This window comes from Marinicrinis sediminis (assembly GCF_042685085.1).
Lineage (GTDB): Bacteria > Bacillota > Bacilli > Paenibacillales > KCTC-33676 > Marinicrinis > Marinicrinis sediminis.
This window is the reverse complement of record NZ_JBHUMM010000014.1, coordinates 152,694-167,215: the sequence shown is the minus strand read 5'-3', so window position 1 is coordinate 167,215 and position 14,522 is coordinate 152,694. Positions and strand designations below refer to the sequence as shown.

Annotated in this window: 18 protein-coding genes; 8 read left to right on the top strand and 10 right to left on the bottom strand. The window is 47.6% G+C overall.

From position 1 onward, the window contains the following. Positions 1-913: 913 nt before the first annotated feature. On the bottom strand, positions 914-1,633 hold the full coding sequence (locus tag ACFSUC_RS09070; protein ID WP_379929230.1) for a hypothetical protein: 720 nt from the start codon (positions 1,631-1,633) through the stop codon (positions 914-916). An 11-nt stretch (positions 1,634-1,644) separates the two neighbouring features. Next, positions 1,645-2,316, bottom strand: coding sequence for a hypothetical protein (locus tag ACFSUC_RS09065; protein ID WP_379929229.1), 672 nt, complete (start codon positions 2,314-2,316; stop codon positions 1,645-1,647). Between the two features lie 215 nt (positions 2,317-2,531). Between ACFSUC_RS09065 and ACFSUC_RS09060 the strand changes: the two genes are divergently transcribed. The 5 genes from ACFSUC_RS09060 (at position 2,532) to ACFSUC_RS09040 (ending at position 6,591) form a co-directional block, all read left to right on the top strand. Further along, positions 2,532-3,278: a potassium channel family protein gene (locus tag ACFSUC_RS09060; RefSeq protein WP_379929228.1), complete on the top strand. Its 747-nt coding sequence runs from the start codon at positions 2,532-2,534 to the stop codon at positions 3,276-3,278. Positions 3,279-3,423: 145 nt separating this feature from the next. Beyond that, on the top strand, positions 3,424-4,893 hold the full coding sequence (locus ACFSUC_RS09055; protein WP_379929227.1) for a potassium/proton antiporter: 1,470 nt from the start codon (positions 3,424-3,426) through the stop codon (positions 4,891-4,893). Positions 4,894-4,934: 41 nt separating this feature from the next. Beyond that, positions 4,935-5,945 (top strand): potassium channel family protein, encoded by a 1,011-nt coding sequence (locus tag ACFSUC_RS09050; protein WP_379929258.1) that lies wholly within the window; start codon positions 4,935-4,937, stop codon positions 5,943-5,945. Positions 5,946-5,998: 53 nt separating this feature from the next. Then, the gene (locus tag ACFSUC_RS09045) at positions 5,999-6,226 is read left to right on the top strand and encodes a hypothetical protein (protein ID WP_379929226.1); all 228 of its coding nucleotides are present in this window, start codon (positions 5,999-6,001) and stop codon (positions 6,224-6,226) included. A 137-nt stretch (positions 6,227-6,363) separates the two neighbouring features. Then, the gene (locus ACFSUC_RS09040) at positions 6,364-6,591 is read left to right on the top strand and encodes a hypothetical protein (protein ID WP_379929225.1); all 228 of its coding nucleotides are present in this window, start codon (positions 6,364-6,366) and stop codon (positions 6,589-6,591) included. Positions 6,592-6,769: 178 nt separating this feature from the next. Here ACFSUC_RS09040 and ACFSUC_RS09035 read toward each other — a convergent pair whose 3' ends face one another. The 4 genes from ACFSUC_RS09035 to ACFSUC_RS09020 are packed head-to-tail and all read right to left on the bottom strand — an operon-like array spanning position 6,770 to position 7,813. After that, on the bottom strand, positions 6,770-7,159 hold the full coding sequence (locus ACFSUC_RS09035; protein ID WP_379929224.1) for a spore germination protein GerPE: 390 nt from the start codon (positions 7,157-7,159) through the stop codon (positions 6,770-6,772). A gap of 1 nt (position 7,160) precedes the next feature. Beyond that, on the bottom strand, positions 7,161-7,343 hold the full coding sequence (locus ACFSUC_RS09030; RefSeq protein WP_379929223.1) for a spore gernimation protein GerPD: 183 nt from the start codon (positions 7,341-7,343) through the stop codon (positions 7,161-7,163). Positions 7,344-7,370: 27 nt separating this feature from the next. Further along, positions 7,371-7,589 (bottom strand): spore germination protein GerPB, encoded by a 219-nt coding sequence (locus tag ACFSUC_RS09025; protein ID WP_379929222.1) that lies wholly within the window; start codon positions 7,587-7,589, stop codon positions 7,371-7,373. Continuing rightward, complete coding sequence (locus ACFSUC_RS09020; protein ID WP_379929221.1) at positions 7,586-7,813, bottom strand: spore germination protein; 228 nt, start codon at positions 7,811-7,813, stop codon at positions 7,586-7,588. Before ACFSUC_RS09020 ends, ACFSUC_RS09025 begins: the two co-directional genes overlap by 4 nt. 137 nt (positions 7,814-7,950) lie before the next feature. Here ACFSUC_RS09020 and ACFSUC_RS09015 point away from each other — a divergent pair, with 137 nt between their 5' ends. Then, complete coding sequence (locus ACFSUC_RS09015; RefSeq protein WP_379929220.1) at positions 7,951-8,433, top strand: hypothetical protein; 483 nt, start codon at positions 7,951-7,953, stop codon at positions 8,431-8,433. 113 nt (positions 8,434-8,546) lie between these two features. Here ACFSUC_RS09015 and ACFSUC_RS09010 read toward each other — a convergent pair whose 3' ends face one another. Further along, positions 8,547-8,990 carry an Hsp20/alpha crystallin family protein gene (locus tag ACFSUC_RS09010; RefSeq protein WP_379929219.1) on the bottom strand — a complete coding sequence of 148 codons (444 nt, stop codon included), beginning with the start codon at positions 8,988-8,990 and terminating at the stop codon, positions 8,547-8,549. Positions 8,991-9,023: 33 nt separating this feature from the next. Beyond that, positions 9,024-9,770 (bottom strand): class I SAM-dependent methyltransferase, encoded by a 747-nt coding sequence (locus ACFSUC_RS09005; RefSeq protein ID WP_379929218.1) that lies wholly within the window; start codon positions 9,768-9,770, stop codon positions 9,024-9,026. Between the two features lie 127 nt (positions 9,771-9,897). On the opposite strand from ACFSUC_RS09005, the gene ACFSUC_RS09000 reads away from it, so the two are divergent. Together ACFSUC_RS09000 and nagZ are read left to right on the top strand one after the other, a co-directional pair. Beyond that, positions 9,898-10,446 carry a CBO0543 family protein gene (locus tag ACFSUC_RS09000; protein WP_379929217.1) on the top strand — a complete coding sequence of 183 codons (549 nt, stop codon included), beginning with the start codon at positions 9,898-9,900 and terminating at the stop codon, positions 10,444-10,446. Positions 10,447-10,619: 173 nt separating this feature from the next. Next, entirely contained in the window at positions 10,620-12,023 is a 1,404-nt protein-coding gene (gene nagZ / locus ACFSUC_RS08995; protein WP_379929216.1) for a beta-N-acetylhexosaminidase, read from the top strand. Between the two features lie 377 nt (positions 12,024-12,400). Here the strand turns inward: nagZ and ACFSUC_RS08990 are convergent, their stop codons facing one another. Further along, complete coding sequence (locus tag ACFSUC_RS08990) at positions 12,401-12,898, bottom strand: SMI1/KNR4 family protein (protein WP_379929215.1); 498 nt, start codon at positions 12,896-12,898, stop codon at positions 12,401-12,403. Next, on the bottom strand, positions 12,880-14,514 hold the full coding sequence (locus ACFSUC_RS08985) for a polymorphic toxin-type HINT domain-containing protein (RefSeq protein ID WP_379929214.1): 1,635 nt from the start codon (positions 14,512-14,514) through the stop codon (positions 12,880-12,882). Before ACFSUC_RS08985 ends, ACFSUC_RS08990 begins: the two co-directional genes overlap by 19 nt. Between the last annotated feature and the right edge of the window lie 8 nt (positions 14,515-14,522).

Genomic DNA, 14,522 nt, shown 5'->3' with positions numbered 1-14,522 from the left:
TAAAAATCAACATCAAGAGAACTATTAACAATATTTCATGCAGGATAGGTACCCATGCGGGCGTCTCTAAATAGAACCTGAAATAATAAGATGACTGTGACAAAATAAATGAAATGAATATTAGACGTGCAATTTGGCCGGAAACTGGTATCCGATAGAGCACAAACCCAAACCCAATCATGGATATACTCTCTATCATGGAGAATAATTGAAACCATATGTATCCCATTCTCTAAATACTCTCCCTCTTAAAGCTCCACACTAGCACCACAGCAAATTCCAGCGCAATGATCACATAAACCAACGACATCCAAATGATGTGAAAAGTCATGGTGGCATACATAAGCCAATTTGCTACAAACATTACGACCATGATGAGAATGATGTTTCTAGTTTGTCTAAACGTCGCCGATCTCGTAACCTTTGCATCTACAAAATTGAAATGGATGTGGTAACGAAGCAGTATTTGAGCAAAAATATATGTTATCAGGACAAAGCATACACCGATCAAGTGTCCAAGAAAAGTTAGTGGTCTGAGATCATGGATGTCAAAAAGTCCGCTTCCAACTAACAGAATTGTAATGAGGATTTGTATTGAAAACACATAAAACGTACTAACCACACTTAACAAAAAGCTATACATCCATTTGATTCGAAACAAGAACATATAAAACAAGAAAAGCATGAGCTCATAAACAATCGGAACAAATTCAGAAATCCCAAGATGATACCGGCAATAATAGGAGACTTGAGATAACAGAAAGGAAACGAACAGTATCCTCAGCAAATGATAGCGAAATGAGATTCGGAATAACACAAACGTAAAACCAATGATCGCCATCGCCTCAATAATAGAAAAAAACTGAAACAGCAGAAAATCCACGTCTCCACCTTCCTTGCGTGAGCAATGACACTAATTGACAAAGTCCTGATAGCCTTGATCAACGGCGGGATCTTTCCCTACCCGACTTAAGATCCACACAATGAAAACCAATTCACCCATCAGAAAGCCCGCATATGCTAGTTGTATACCCTCCACATGCATTAGATTTAGATATATGATCCAGTTCACTACAATAAATAGCACGATAAATATCAGCATTTTAATACGTGAAGAGCGTGAGCGATGACCACGTGCCTTTTTCTGAAGGTTGAAAGTGATATGTATCCCATTCTCCTTGCTCCAGAAAGAAAGCAACATGCAAATAAGTACAAAGAAAAGCGCTAATACCTCAGAGGTCGGAGTAAACGGACGAACTTCCTCTAATTTGATCCAGTTCATCGCCAATGCGGTCATGATCATCACACTTTGCAAGGTTATCGTGATTAATGCCGTAACCGTTCCGAGAACTAGCGAAAATTTAAATTTGACATGAAACAACAACCAGAATAACAAAATTAAGCAGATTTCATAACTAATTGTGACAACTGCAGAAGGAACCTGAATTTCCATTCTCAAATAATATGAAAGCTGACTTAACAGAAAAGAAACAAACAGCACTTGCGTAAACATACTTTTAAATTCAAGCTTGAACAAAGTAAAAATTAAATACAGAACTCCAAGCAATTCCATCATAGAAAATAGCTGAAACTTTAAATACTCCATCCGAACAACTCCCTCTTCCTCATCCATCCACCTCTACCCTACCGGTAGCTCTGTTCCTCCATCTTCAGCAGCCAGATGACGAGCAGGAAGAAAATCAGGATCAGGATTACAATCGTACCGATCAGGTAATGGATGCTGATGACCGCATAGCGAAGACTGAGGCTGGACAAAATAAGCGCAGTCAATCCCAGCACAACCTGAAAAACCATACGCGGTGTAATCCGCTCCTCCTCATATTCAGTTGTCTCAATAAAGGTAAATCCGATACGGAAACGGTAGGTAAGCCAGCTCAGCAGCAGCATGACACAGATGAAGATTCCCTGGAGGGCTCGCACACGCAGTGAGAAATAATCATCGTACAGCGTGTCCAGCGGAAGTGGATAGACGAAATGACAAACGTAGATAACCGAGTATTCCACAATCATAAGCAACGCATTACAAATAAACGCAAGCAGAACCGCCTGGAACGCCTTGATGTGATACAGGAACATGATCAGCATCCAGGAGAAAACCAGCAGGATCATATTCGCAACCAGCGTATCCAGTTGAAAATGTCCCCTTACATAATAAGACGCATTCGCATACAAAACCGATACAAAAACCAGGTGTGGCAACATGTCCTTCAAGGTAAACCGAAACAGAATAAAAATAAACAAATGTAAACAAAAGGTTTCAACCAGCGTAAAAACGAGCAGCAAGAGATGTTCCATGATGCATTCAGGCTCCTATAGTTCAAGCAAAATAGTTCAATATCGGGACCCATTGACATGTCAGACAATAGGTCTATTTATCCTACTATACTAAAAATGTTGAATCCCGTCATTACCTGTCAACGCAGGGATTAGGAACTTGAATTTCTATTGAATTACCGCCTGTGCCATGTTAGTATATTTGAATGAACGATTAATCGTTGAAGGAGAGCCGCATGAATAAAGCACCGATCAAGCTGATTTATGAAATATTCATGCTCCTTCTCGCCATCTTGTCCGTCTCGCTGTTGTGGGCCGACACCAGCAATCGTGTCTACGCCCTGATCGACTGGAGCGTCTGGTTTATTTTTTTCATGGATGTGCTGATCAGGTTCATTCGTGCAGATAGCAAATGGCAATACATACGTTCCAATCCGCTCGACATCATTGCAGCTATTCCGCTGGATGCCCTGTTCCGGTTTGCAAGAATCGCCAGACTCATCCGATTGCTTCGAGCCTTTGCACTGGCTTCACGTATGATCGATTTCAAGCAATTTTTCATCATATTCAATCAGAACGGCTTGAACCGTGTCGTTTCTGTCGCCATTGTGATGCTGTTTCTGGCTTCCATTCCGATTTACTTCATAGAACCGCACATCAAATCCTACGGCGATGCGCTCTGGTGGAGTGTAGTAACCACCACCACAGTCGGATACGGAGATATTTCTCCGGTCACAGTGCCGGGACGCGTCATTGCCACCTTCCTCATGGTCTTCGGAATCGGGATGATCGGGATGATTACAGGCTCGATTACGACCTATTTCCTGAAAGCGCATGAACGCATGGAACCGGATATTGAATTCATTCAAAACCAGCTTTCCCGCTACGACCATCTGACACCACAAGAGATCGATACCCTGATCGTCATGCTGGAAAAGCGAAAAGACAACCTGGCCGAGAAAAAAGAGCAACCCTCATCATGATCATGGACGTATAAACCATTGCACTCGCACCAGGTTTATACGTCTTTTTCGTTTGTGTTCCCATCAAGCCCCGTTTGACGGGCGATAGCGAAATTCGATAGAATCAAACAAAACCACATATGGAACTGGACGAGGAGGAAACAGGTTGCACGCAACGGTCGATGGTTCAATACTTCTCTTTTCTACTTTACTTATCATTGGAGTCATAACTACCAAATTTTCCTCACGCGTCGGGGTTCCATCCCTCGTATTTTTCATAGCGGTCGGGATGCTGCTGAGTCAGTTCATCTATTATGACAGCATCTTCTTGACGCAATTGTTCGGGATCATGGCACTCATTGTCATCTTGTTCGAGGGCGGCATGCAGACGAAGTGGACACAGGTCAAGAAAGTCATCGTCCCTTCCGTCACATTGGCCACCGTAGGCGTACTGATCACCGCTGGTATTATCGGGGTATTGGCCCGATATATTCTCGACCTGTCCTGGCTGGAGGGGCTGCTGTTCGGGGCGATTGTCGGTTCCACCGATGCCGCCGCCATCTTTGCCGTTCTGGGCAGTAAGAATATCCGCACCAAGCTGACTTCCACGCTCGAAGCGGAATCAGGCACCAACGATCCCATGGCGATCTTCCTGACTGTCACCCTGATCGCCCTGATTCAGGACCCGAATTCCAGCTTCCTGTCTCTCATTGTCGGCTTCCTGTGGCAAATGGGCGCGGGTCTGCTGATGGGATGGTTGCTTGGCAAGCTCTCCGTCTGGATGATCAACAAGATAAACCTGGACTCTTCCGGTCTTTATCCCGTGCTTTCGATGGCGCTGGCGGTACTCACCTATAGCTTGACCACCCTCATACAGGGAAGCGGTCTGCTTGCTGTTTACATTATGGCCGTAACGGTCGGAAACGCGGATCTGACGTACCGGCATTCGATCTTTCGCTTCAATGAAGGCTTTGCCTGGATGATGCAGATTTTGATGTTTATCCTGCTCGGGTTGCTTGTGTTTCCTGATCAGCTTGTATCTGTCATCTGGCAGGGACTCGGGCTGTCGTTGCTCTTGATGCTGGTCGCGCGCCCTATAGGCGTATTTGCCAGCATGATCTTCATGAAATACGATTTCAAAGAAATGACCTTCCTGTCCTGGGCTGGACTGCGCGGCGCCGTGCCGATTGTACTGGCTACCTATCCAATGATTGCGGGGATCGAGAACAGTCAGCTGATCTTCAATGTTGTCTTTTTCGTTGTACTGACCTCTGCACTCGTTCAAGGCTCTACCGTTTCCTTTCTGGCCAGCAAGCTCGGTCTGTTAAGCCGGAAAAAGGCGGCTGCTCCGCATACGCTGGAACTGGTGTCCATCGGCAAGACGAATTCAGAGATTATTGAGATCGATGTGGAGGAAGATTCCGCTGTCGTCGGGCAGGAAATCCAGCAGGTTACCCTCCCGGACAAAACACTGATCACGGCCATTGTCAGGCAAAATGACATCATCACGCCCAAGGGACAGACCACCATCCAGGAGGGAGATATCCTGTATGTCCTGCTTCCCAAATATTTAAGGGCACAAGTGAAGACTCAGTTCAATCGCAAGGAAACCCCCGAGCAAACAGAGCAAGACTAGATCATCACTTGTTCAGGAAAGGAAGAAGCCCATTGCATTTTGTGTTGTACCGACTGTCCATCAAGCTGCTCAAGCTGAAAAATTCGGCCCTGCTCATTGGCTTTGCAGGCTTTGTTCTGATCGCCTCTACGCTGGCGTATCTCCTGGAACCAGACACGTTCGAATCCTGGTTCAACTCCCTCTATTTTGTCCTGACCACCATGTCGACGGTCGGATACGGGGATTACTCACCCGCAACCACGGCGGGAAAGGTGCTCACGCTGTTTATTTATGTATTTGGCATCGGCTTGTTGAGTCTGGTCATCGGTAAAATCATCGATACCGTGGCAGAATTTCACAGAAGAAGGGAGACAGGACAGTTGAGATACCAGGGAAAAGGACATGTCATTGTCATCAACTGGAGCAAGAAAGCCCAGTATGCGGTAGAGGAAATTCTGACCACCGACGCGAATATCGAGGTTGTGGTCATTGATGAAATGGCCAAGCACCCTTACGACAAACCCAACGTACACTTTATCAGCGGTGACCCGAGTTCCCTGGAGATATTGGAGCAGGCCGATCTGGTTAATGCCCGTTCCGCCATTCTCTTTGCAGATGCGAGAATTGATGAGCCTACTCTCGTTGACGGGAAATCGCTGTTACTGGCTTCCACTATCGAAAGCGTGGCGCCGAATGTGCATACCACCGTGGAAATCATGATGGAAAAGCATATTCAGAACTTCCGACATATTAAAGTCAATGATTTCGTGCTCTCTCAGGATGCGGTATCGAGACTGGCCGTTCGGTCTGCGCTGAATGAGGGCAGCGTCGATATTTTCACACAGCTGCTCAGTCGCCAAAGAGGGGCGGATGTGTATGAAGTGCCCATAAGACCGGAATGGAAAACATATGAAGATGCCTTCCTCTCCCTGCTCAGGCAAGGGGCTACCCTTATTGCCAATCACAGTGACATGACCATCAATACCAAGCTGAACGAACCGATTCCACCAAATTCGAAGCTGTTTGCCATCTGTGAGAAATCCGGTTCAAGTTCTATCCAGAACCAGTCATAACCGCTATCCATGGAACGAACAGAAACGATATCGAGAAACGAGGCACAGAGACCGTGAACAAAGTAAAAACGTTAACCTCCGATGCGGATTTATTTACAGCCGCACTGCTGCAATACGAAGTACAGATTTGGGGACGGACCGTCGATGATGTGCTCGTCCTGTTGCAGGAAAACGGACTCATCACCAAATTTTCCAACAACCAGATCGTCGTGAACGGGCATCGATTTGTCAGAGATGAATGTGTCGTGCGGATCGAAATGCCGGCAGAAGACGTCTCCTAGCCTACAGCCCAGCCATCCGCCTACCTGGCTAGCAAATCCTCACCATGCATACCGTCGCTGCATAGGATACATCATCCGGACAGCCAAGGGTTCACGTATACAGGGATCACGTAAAGATGTGGTGAGGAGGAAGGCATGTGAATTCAAAACAGCAGTGGCTGGAAATGAGGCAGGCCTTGACCAAGGTACGCGGAGAAGTGGAACGCAAGCACAAGTCACTCGGCGCACAGAACAAGCAAATGAGCGCCATGGCAAACAAACAGGAAATAGAGCCATGGATGACCGATGCCCGAAATCTGTTCAGACAGAAGGACTATCATTATTTCAAGCTGCTCCATTTACTACGCAAGAACAAGCTGCTGTGAGGCTGACTGAATTCACGCAGCCCTGATCATTCATACCTGATCATCCATAGGCAAAAAGGACTTCTGCTCAGTGAAGCGGAAGTCCTTTTTCATGCCGGTTAACCCGAATATCCCAGTTATCTCATATATCTCGTATCTCGTTTTTCTTAGTTTTCTTAGTTTTCTCGTCCTTCATCCCTTACTCTGTAATAAATTGTCTCACATTTTTCGTTCGATTCTCTGCCTGAATCAGGCCTGTGGAGCCAATGTGAAGCACAGCCGAAACGGACATCCCCAGGATGCGCACCGAGCGCACCTGAATGGGCGAAGCCCGGCGATTGTCGATAGACACATCCACGTCCTCTGTTATCGTGGGCAGTTCCATCCTTCGTACAAAAACCGGATACGTCACATCCCCCTCGTATCCCCAGTACCGGGGCAGTTGCCGCTGCACAGCCAGCACTTCGGCCTGTGGCGTAATCACCTTGCTGTCGCCAATATGCAGATGACTGGAAAACTGCATGGAGTGCAGCTTCATCCAGCCGACCACAGAGGTACGCCCACCCGTCTTCCAGCTTGCAGTCGTCACGTTACCCTACCTCAGAGGCAATTGGAACAAGCGGACCGATCAGCAGTGATTCAGCGGGGGTATCAAAGGCAGAGGTCAACTGAATACAGTCCGTATCTCCAATCAGGAAGACAGAAGACGTAGAAATCCCGATAATATTCACATCACCCACCTGAATCTCATGGTTCGTCACTTCAAGCTTCATCCCGCATTTCCCCTTTCACCCTCCGTATCAAGCCGTCACACTGGCCAACGGCACAATCGGTTCAGCCGTGCCAAGACCCAAAGGCGTATCCAGCTCAGGCGCCGGCTCCGTAAATCCGCCTGTATTATATAAATTGGACAGCGTCTTCACCATGCCCGCTGTCCCGATCTGCAACACGGAGGAATTGGCCACCGATTCCACCGTTAGCTTATGGATATGAATATTCTGATAGACCGTTATATTCATCCTGGTCCCACCTTTTGTACAGAATCATCAACGCCATCCGGATCAAACGTATTCGTGAAGTTGACCCCGTTATTTGTATTTGGTAAATCCCCTGTATTGAAAGAGCCGCTGCCCGCAAAGGTTTTCGACGCACTGGTAGGGGAGAGAAAAATGGAATCTCCAAAATGCACGATCGAGCTGGGACCCACGCTGAGGATTTTGACGTTTCCAACGATTGCCGGCATAGATCGTACCTCCTTTATCTATCGCCATATGCTCTATAGTATGAGCCGCTCTGCCCAAAGGTTCGGTGCATTTCAGGTAGCATTTCATCAAACGCCCACATATACTGTCCGAGAAAGCAAAAAAGGAGCGATTCATCGTGTCCAAAGGTCAAGATCCCAGATCCTTTGACTGGGATAACCTGGAGAAGCTGCTGGGAACTTCACTGCCCCTCATTCCCAAAGGCATACGGGAACGGATCGAGAACAGCGGGTGGGTCGAATCCTATGTACAGGATATGCTCACCAAAATGATGCCGACCAGCACCATTTCATCGACTTCCCCCACTGAGACGAACACGGAACTGCAATGGGAAGAATTCGAAACCCACAAAAACCTGATCCTCAAAATGCGTATTCCTGAGACCATTCATCCACGCAGCGTTCATGTCCAGGTCGGCAGAGGCCATGTCAAAATCTACGGTTTACCCAAGGATGGTTCGCAAATCATCCCCCTATCCCAGACCGTCGACCATCTGCATTGCCGCGCATTTTGCAAAAACCGGTCCTTACTCATCCGTATGCGCAAGGAAACCGAAACAGAAGCTTACCGCGAAATTCGAGTCCGTCATGAGAAATCCTAGCGGGCTGACGAATGCACGCATGCGCATGAAAAAACTCTGTTCCCTTCCAGAGAGAGGGTTCAGAGTTTTTTCACGTCAGGCAGCACAGGTAGAATCTGCTGAAGCCAATTTGGCTAGAACCAGATGGAATGCCATCTGTCACCGCGATGACTGGCTTTGCGATCAAAGCGTACGATCACAACCCCGTTGTCATACTGGACGGAGGAAGGCTTCGCCTTTACTTCGAAGGGCAGCGGAATGACCCGAGTAAAGGACTGAACCTGCTTCTTGCTGCCCTGTCCCGAATAATGAGAGAGAAGCGTTTCCTCCTTGCGCTCCCCTCGTATGAACAGCTGCTGATCCATGACCTTGACTGCCCATTTCTTGCGTAAATAAGCCGGCACATCCTCCGCTTCAATCAAGACCTTGATGCCATTGTGCGTATCTTGCACATCTACACGCGGTCCGGACCACATATCGACCAGCGGCTTGACCACTTGATGATGCAGCTCGCTCTTCTCAAAGTTTTTCACCATTTGCTCGAATTCCTTCATCATACTTATCCATGCAGGATTCATGGTTATCCCTCCTCGAAAATGTGACCTTTCAGTCTAGTGCTTTTCCCTTGATCTGGGCGGTTTCTGCGCAATGAACAGACCGTAGCCGAGTTCATCGGCAAAGTGATCCATCAGTTGATGATAGCGGCTTGCCGTCTCCCACAGCTCCTGATTCAGCAAGGTATCCTCATCGGCGCGCTGCGAGAAGTCCGGATATTGTTCTTCCTCCGCCGCCATGTCGGGATGAAAGTGCGACGGCTCCCAGCACTGCAGCTCTCCAAAGCCTGCTGCCGTAAAATGATGCTGCCATGTATCCTGAGTGGGCAGCTCATCAAAGCCATACAATTCCTTTACTTGAACCAGCAGCTCATCAGACGCCTCGGACATCGCCATCATTTCGCGGTCATAGAGCGTGCCGCCCGGCTTCAGGACCCGGAAATATTCTGAAATGGGCTTCTGAATGCCTGCGAACAGCGTAACAGATTCCAGCAAGACGATATCGAAGCTCTCATTCGTGAACGGAAGATTCCGGGCGTCAGCCTGTAAAAACTGTACCTTCGATTGCTGGTTCTTCGCTCTGCCAATCGCTTTGGCAATCATATCCTCCCGATAGTCTACCGCCGTGACATGACATCCCCGTTCCGCAAGCAGACATGCCGTACGACCTGTGCCGCAGCCGATTTCCAATACCTTGACACCCGGCGGAATGGGCCACTGCTCCAATTGGGCAAGCGTGGCGCTGTAGCCACCGGGGTGCGCATTGCCAACGCCGAGTTTCGCCAACATTTCCAAATAATCCATGTCCGAGCTCCCCTTTCACCTATTCACGATATTGTATGGTCATAGGCGAAGTTTCGACTGTTACAAACGCCTATTTCAAGGCACGGTTATTTTCAGCGCACCATGGAATAATAAGGGAGTCTCGTTCGTGTCCGAATTCATAAACGAACCAAAGGAGATCCGCATGATTCGAATTATTGCCCTGCTCATATTTATCATCGTCACCTACTATCGGAGTGACTGGAGAAACTGGCGCACCTACCATCCCACCATCCTCCTGCTGATAGCCGGTGATTATCTGGCCAACTTTTTGACCTATGACCATAGCCTGTGGGAATTGCATTCCTTTTTCGGCGGACATACGGTGAATGATCTGCTGCTCAGTGTCGTGCTCTATCCGTGTACCGTGCTCATCTTTCTTACCCGATTTCAGCAGTACAAGACATGGCTGCCAAGAGTCAGATATATCGTCTTCTGGATCACGCTCTATTCACTCATCGAATGGTTTGCTTCCTTCTGGGGTGGCATTACCTATGATCACGGGTGGAATCTGGGTTGGTCTGTCTTCATCAATACCGTCATCTTCACGATCATTCCGCTTCATCATTACCGGCCCCTTGTCGCCTATCTCATGGCCGTTATCATCATGGTGTTCATCACCTATACCCTGGATATCCCCGTCAACGAGTGGAAATAGCGTCTGGCATAGATTGGATACACTTAAAATCCCTCTGAGGGGTTCAGCAGATGATGGATTCAAGGTACAATATGGAAATAGCGCTCCAGCGACTTCCAGTCGAATCAATTAACAGATTCTACCTGGAGCTTGCTGCGAAACTTGCGAATCTGAGGTGAAGGAGGTCCTTCCTCATGTACATACGCCATCTCTACTCCCGGATCACGATTACAATTCTCATCCTCCTTGCCGCAGGATGGTTGATCCTTATACAAGGAACCAGCGAGAAGTCAATGGAACAGGAACAGATTGAAGAACCTGTCACCATACCCGCTGAATATGATAAACAAATTGTATCCACCGATAACGGCAACCTGACCGAGCATGATCACGCGGCACAAGAGGGTGAAGAAGCATCCGCTTCCACTCTGCCAGAGACTGAAACGCCTGCTACAGCTGATCCGGCAAACGATTCAGCAAACGATCTGATTACGTATATGGAACAGATGTCCCTGCAGGAAAAAATAGCGCAAATGATGTATGTCGGCGTTTCCGGCACTTCTCTGCATGAGCAGGAGCAGCAACTGATTGCCGAAGACCATGTGGGCGGCATCATTTTGCTCGGGGGCAATATCGAAAACAAGCAACAGCTTTCCCGCTACGTAACCGATATGAAGAAAGCGAATCAAACGTACCCGATCCCACTGTTTATCGGAGCCGATGAGGAAGGAGGACGTGTGAGCCGAATCCCTGACTCGATTCTGAACTTTCCTTCCAATCAGGTCATCGGACGGGTTGAAGATGAGCAGCTATCCTATGAGATTGGACAGTTGCTGGCGCGCAAGGTAAAGAGTTTTGGCATGAACATGAACTTTGCGCCTGTGCTGGACATCCACAGCAATCCGCACAATCAGGTTATTGGGGATCGGGCCTTCGGCGCAGAGCCTGATCTCGTCTCCACGCTCGGAATCGCCACGATGAAAGGGATGCAATCCAAATCCGTGATCCCCGTCGTCAAGCATTTCCCGGGACATGGCGATACAAAGCTCGATTCACACGTCCATTTGCCACGTGTCAACAAATCCCTGCAGGAACTGGAGCGCAATGAACTCATCCCGTTCCGACGGTCGATCGCCGAAGGGGCCGAGATGGTCATGGTCGCGCATGTGCTGTATCCTCAGCTGGATGATCAGTATCCGGCCTCTCTTTCACCTGTGCTGCTGACCGATCTATTGAGAAAGCAAATGGGATTTGAAGGGGTTGTGGTGACGGATGACCTCTCTATGGGCGCGATCACCAGTCATTACACCATGCCTGAGGCCGTTATTCAGTCCATTCGTGCAGGCTCCGATATGGTGATGGTTACGCAGATTCACCGGGACGACTATCAAGCATTGCTCCAGGCCATTTCAGCCGCAGTGGAAAGCGGCCAGATCCCCAGGAAGCAAATTGACGATAGTGTCGCCCGCATCCTTGCGCTGAAGCAGAGACGCTCCCCGTTACAGGGCACGTCAGCTGCTTCGCAGCCACAGCCGCTAGCTGATCAACTCACAACCTTGAATGAAGATATACAAGCCGTCCTCAGGCAAATTCCTTGATCACGTATTTCTTGCCTGCACATATTCCTTGAGCGCATCGTATTTCTTGCCTGCACGTATTCCTTGAGCGCATCGTATTTCTTGCCTGCACGTATTCCTTGAGCGCATCAAAAAGGCGCAGTCTTCCATAGACTACGCCTTAACTGATCGATCTGATCTGTCTATTTCATATGTCCTGTCTGTTCTCTCTGTGCCGTCTGTTTCGTCTTCATTTACGCTCCAAATATATCATTAGTGCCCGCCTGCATCCTTATCGTCTCTCTTTCGGTGACAGACTAATCAGCTTTCGATTCACAGTCCAGTCTAGAAAAAACAGCCTAGGAAGCAAATATTTTGCCACCCAGGCTGTTTTACGTTGTTGAGATCGGAGTTAACTTTTATTCATCATCAGGGTATAACAAGTCCAGAAATTCATCGAAGGAACCTGCTATTGGATGTAAGATTCGCTCTGGATCTTCATGATCTAAAAACAATACTCCTGGTTCTTCCATATTTTCTCTGTAATCAAAGAGAAACACATCTCCTCCTCCGTTCTCAGCAAAGGGAATCACAAAACCGAGATTATCACGCCAGTTTTGAACAGATTCATAATCAGATATCATGGGCAAAAAGGTTCTATACCCATTATTTTGCACTTTAAAACTTATAAAACATACACCAGATGGACCGATCGGAGGTGTATCCACAACCCCATCCATCCAATCTCCAGCCTCATTTTGAAGTTTCGGATTAGACTCATCATGCTCCAATACAATATCCACATAGGACTTCGGAAATTTCACTTTAAAATGTTGTTCGACATGTTCAATTTGCGCTGTTGTTATTTTATCACCATATGCCCATCTAATCTCACTTCTCATCTCCCATTCCCCCATAATTGATGTCCACCTGTGTGAGAAATATCTTTATGAGCATTCGCATCCACAAGCTGCAATCTGCCTGTCTCTTGATGATGATGCCATGTGTAACCTGGTATTTTTTCTTCACCAGCAATGATCTTTTCCACCTGTTTAGATGAATATCCTTGCTGAACCAAGTACGATGCCAAATCCATTCCATTCGCTTCGGCTCTCATCTTCTCACGCAGCGCTCTGGTTGCTGCTTTCATATGAATTTTTCTACTCGTATTTGAGAGTCCACCCTTGCTAAGAATTGTGGGATCACTTGAGATGTTAACTTGATCTCTCATGTACGGTTTGAAGATCGGGAAGCCAATTGGATCATAATCAATTGTATAACCTTTAGTGCTGGTGATGGTCTGTCCGGCGTACTTGGCATTGATCAGCTTGGCTGTATCACTACTGTTTAAGTATTGATCCACATTCCTCAACACTTCCTCCAGTTCTTCCACATTGCTATAATCCCATTTGGAAATATCGATTCGTCCACTTCTCGCTTGATCTAACAGTTCATCTACACTTTTGAACCCTTTTGGCACGATGAATTTCTTCACGAAGTTTCCGGCTTCATCGTAACCTTTCCAGACAATCGTCTCGATCCCATCTGTGTAGATCGGTTGAGCAGAAGTAATCCCTCGTGGGAAATCTACACAATCTATATTATGCACCCAAATGCCGAGATCACTGACGTAGTACGTATGGAAGTCGGCTACCGTAAAGTTGTAGACCGTTACAGGCTCATCGAGGTACTCAATATCAATACGGTTGATTGTTAGCAATGTGCCATCTGCTTGCTGGAGCTGGTCACCTACTTCCAAATCTTCGGCAAGCACCCACTCTTCTCCTGCTACCCAGAAGGGGTGATTATAGGTCGTCTCAATAATCTCGTCGCCCACGTAAATGTCATAGATCACGCTTCGTTCGTTGCGGAACAATTGGGTGACGGGCTTGAACGCCTGTTCTCCGGTATCTTCATCGCGAGACAGTACGTTGTCGCCGATTTCGATCTCTTCAATCGGTTTGTCCCCTTGATCGGTCAAAACCAGGGTGCCTGCGGTAAAGCAGTTGCACGGATTGTCTGGCAGCTTGACCCGATCCTCTACCTCATCAATGACTTTAGACAGCCCTTTATGCCCAAGCTTCACCGCAGCCTTGGCTACACTAATGACTTCAATCGCCAGCGCCAAATCCCTGCCGTACTGAATCGCATCCTCAATTGTAGCTTGCCCGCTTACCACTTCATCAAAATTTGCCTGTATATTCACAAAACTATCCTGATACTGCCACCACAATCCGCCTATCGCTTCCCTAAGCTCATCCAGCGTGATTTCTCCACTTACAAGCGCACTAACAAAGGTATACATATCAGGGAGCAGATAGATGACATCTCCACCGATTTCTGCGACCATACCCTGCACGACATAAATCGGCGTTAAATAACCGCCTTTTTCACGAACAAAATCCTGGTCATTTCCGATCATGGTGGTGAGATCATCGACTATCGCAATGCCGGCGTTTGAAGTCATCACCCCAATCTGGTTGTCGTGTATCTCACTGTTTTCTATGGTGACGGTCGAGCCGTGCTTTCTCACTAAGATTC

What these genes read in the sequence shown, in the direction of transcription:
- ACFSUC_RS09070 (WP_379929230.1), bottom strand. Translation starts at nt 1,633, where the DNA reads ATGGATGAGGAAGAGGGAGTTGTTCGGATGGAGTATTTAAAGTTTCAG.
- ACFSUC_RS09065 (WP_379929229.1), bottom strand. Translation starts at nt 2,316, where the DNA reads ATGGAACATCTCTTGCTGCTCGTTTTTACGCTGGTTGAAACCTTTTGT.
- ACFSUC_RS09060 (WP_379929228.1), top strand. Translation starts at nt 2,532, where the DNA reads ATGAATAAAGCACCGATCAAGCTGATTTATGAAATATTCATGCTCCTT.
- ACFSUC_RS09030 (WP_379929223.1), bottom strand. Translation starts at nt 7,343, where the DNA reads ATGAAGCTTGAAGTGACGAACCATGAGATTCAGGTGGGTGATGTGAAT.
- ACFSUC_RS09025 (WP_379929222.1), bottom strand. Translation starts at nt 7,589, where the DNA reads ATGAATATAACGGTCTATCAGAATATTCATATCCATAAGCTAACGGTG.
- ACFSUC_RS09020 (WP_379929221.1), bottom strand. Translation starts at nt 7,813, where the DNA reads ATGCCGGCAATCGTTGGAAACGTCAAAATCCTCAGCGTGGGTCCCAGC.
- ACFSUC_RS09010 (WP_379929219.1), bottom strand. Translation starts at nt 8,990, where the DNA reads ATGAATCCTGCATGGATAAGTATGATGAAGGAATTCGAGCAAATGGTG.
- ACFSUC_RS09005 (WP_379929218.1), bottom strand. Translation starts at nt 9,770, where the DNA reads ATGGATTATTTGGAAATGTTGGCGAAACTCGGCGTTGGCAATGCGCAC.
- nagZ (WP_379929216.1), top strand. Translation starts at nt 10,620, where the DNA reads ATGTACATACGCCATCTCTACTCCCGGATCACGATTACAATTCTCATC.
- ACFSUC_RS08990 (WP_379929215.1), bottom strand. Translation starts at nt 12,898, where the DNA reads ATGGGGGAATGGGAGATGAGAAGTGAGATTAGATGGGCATATGGTGAT.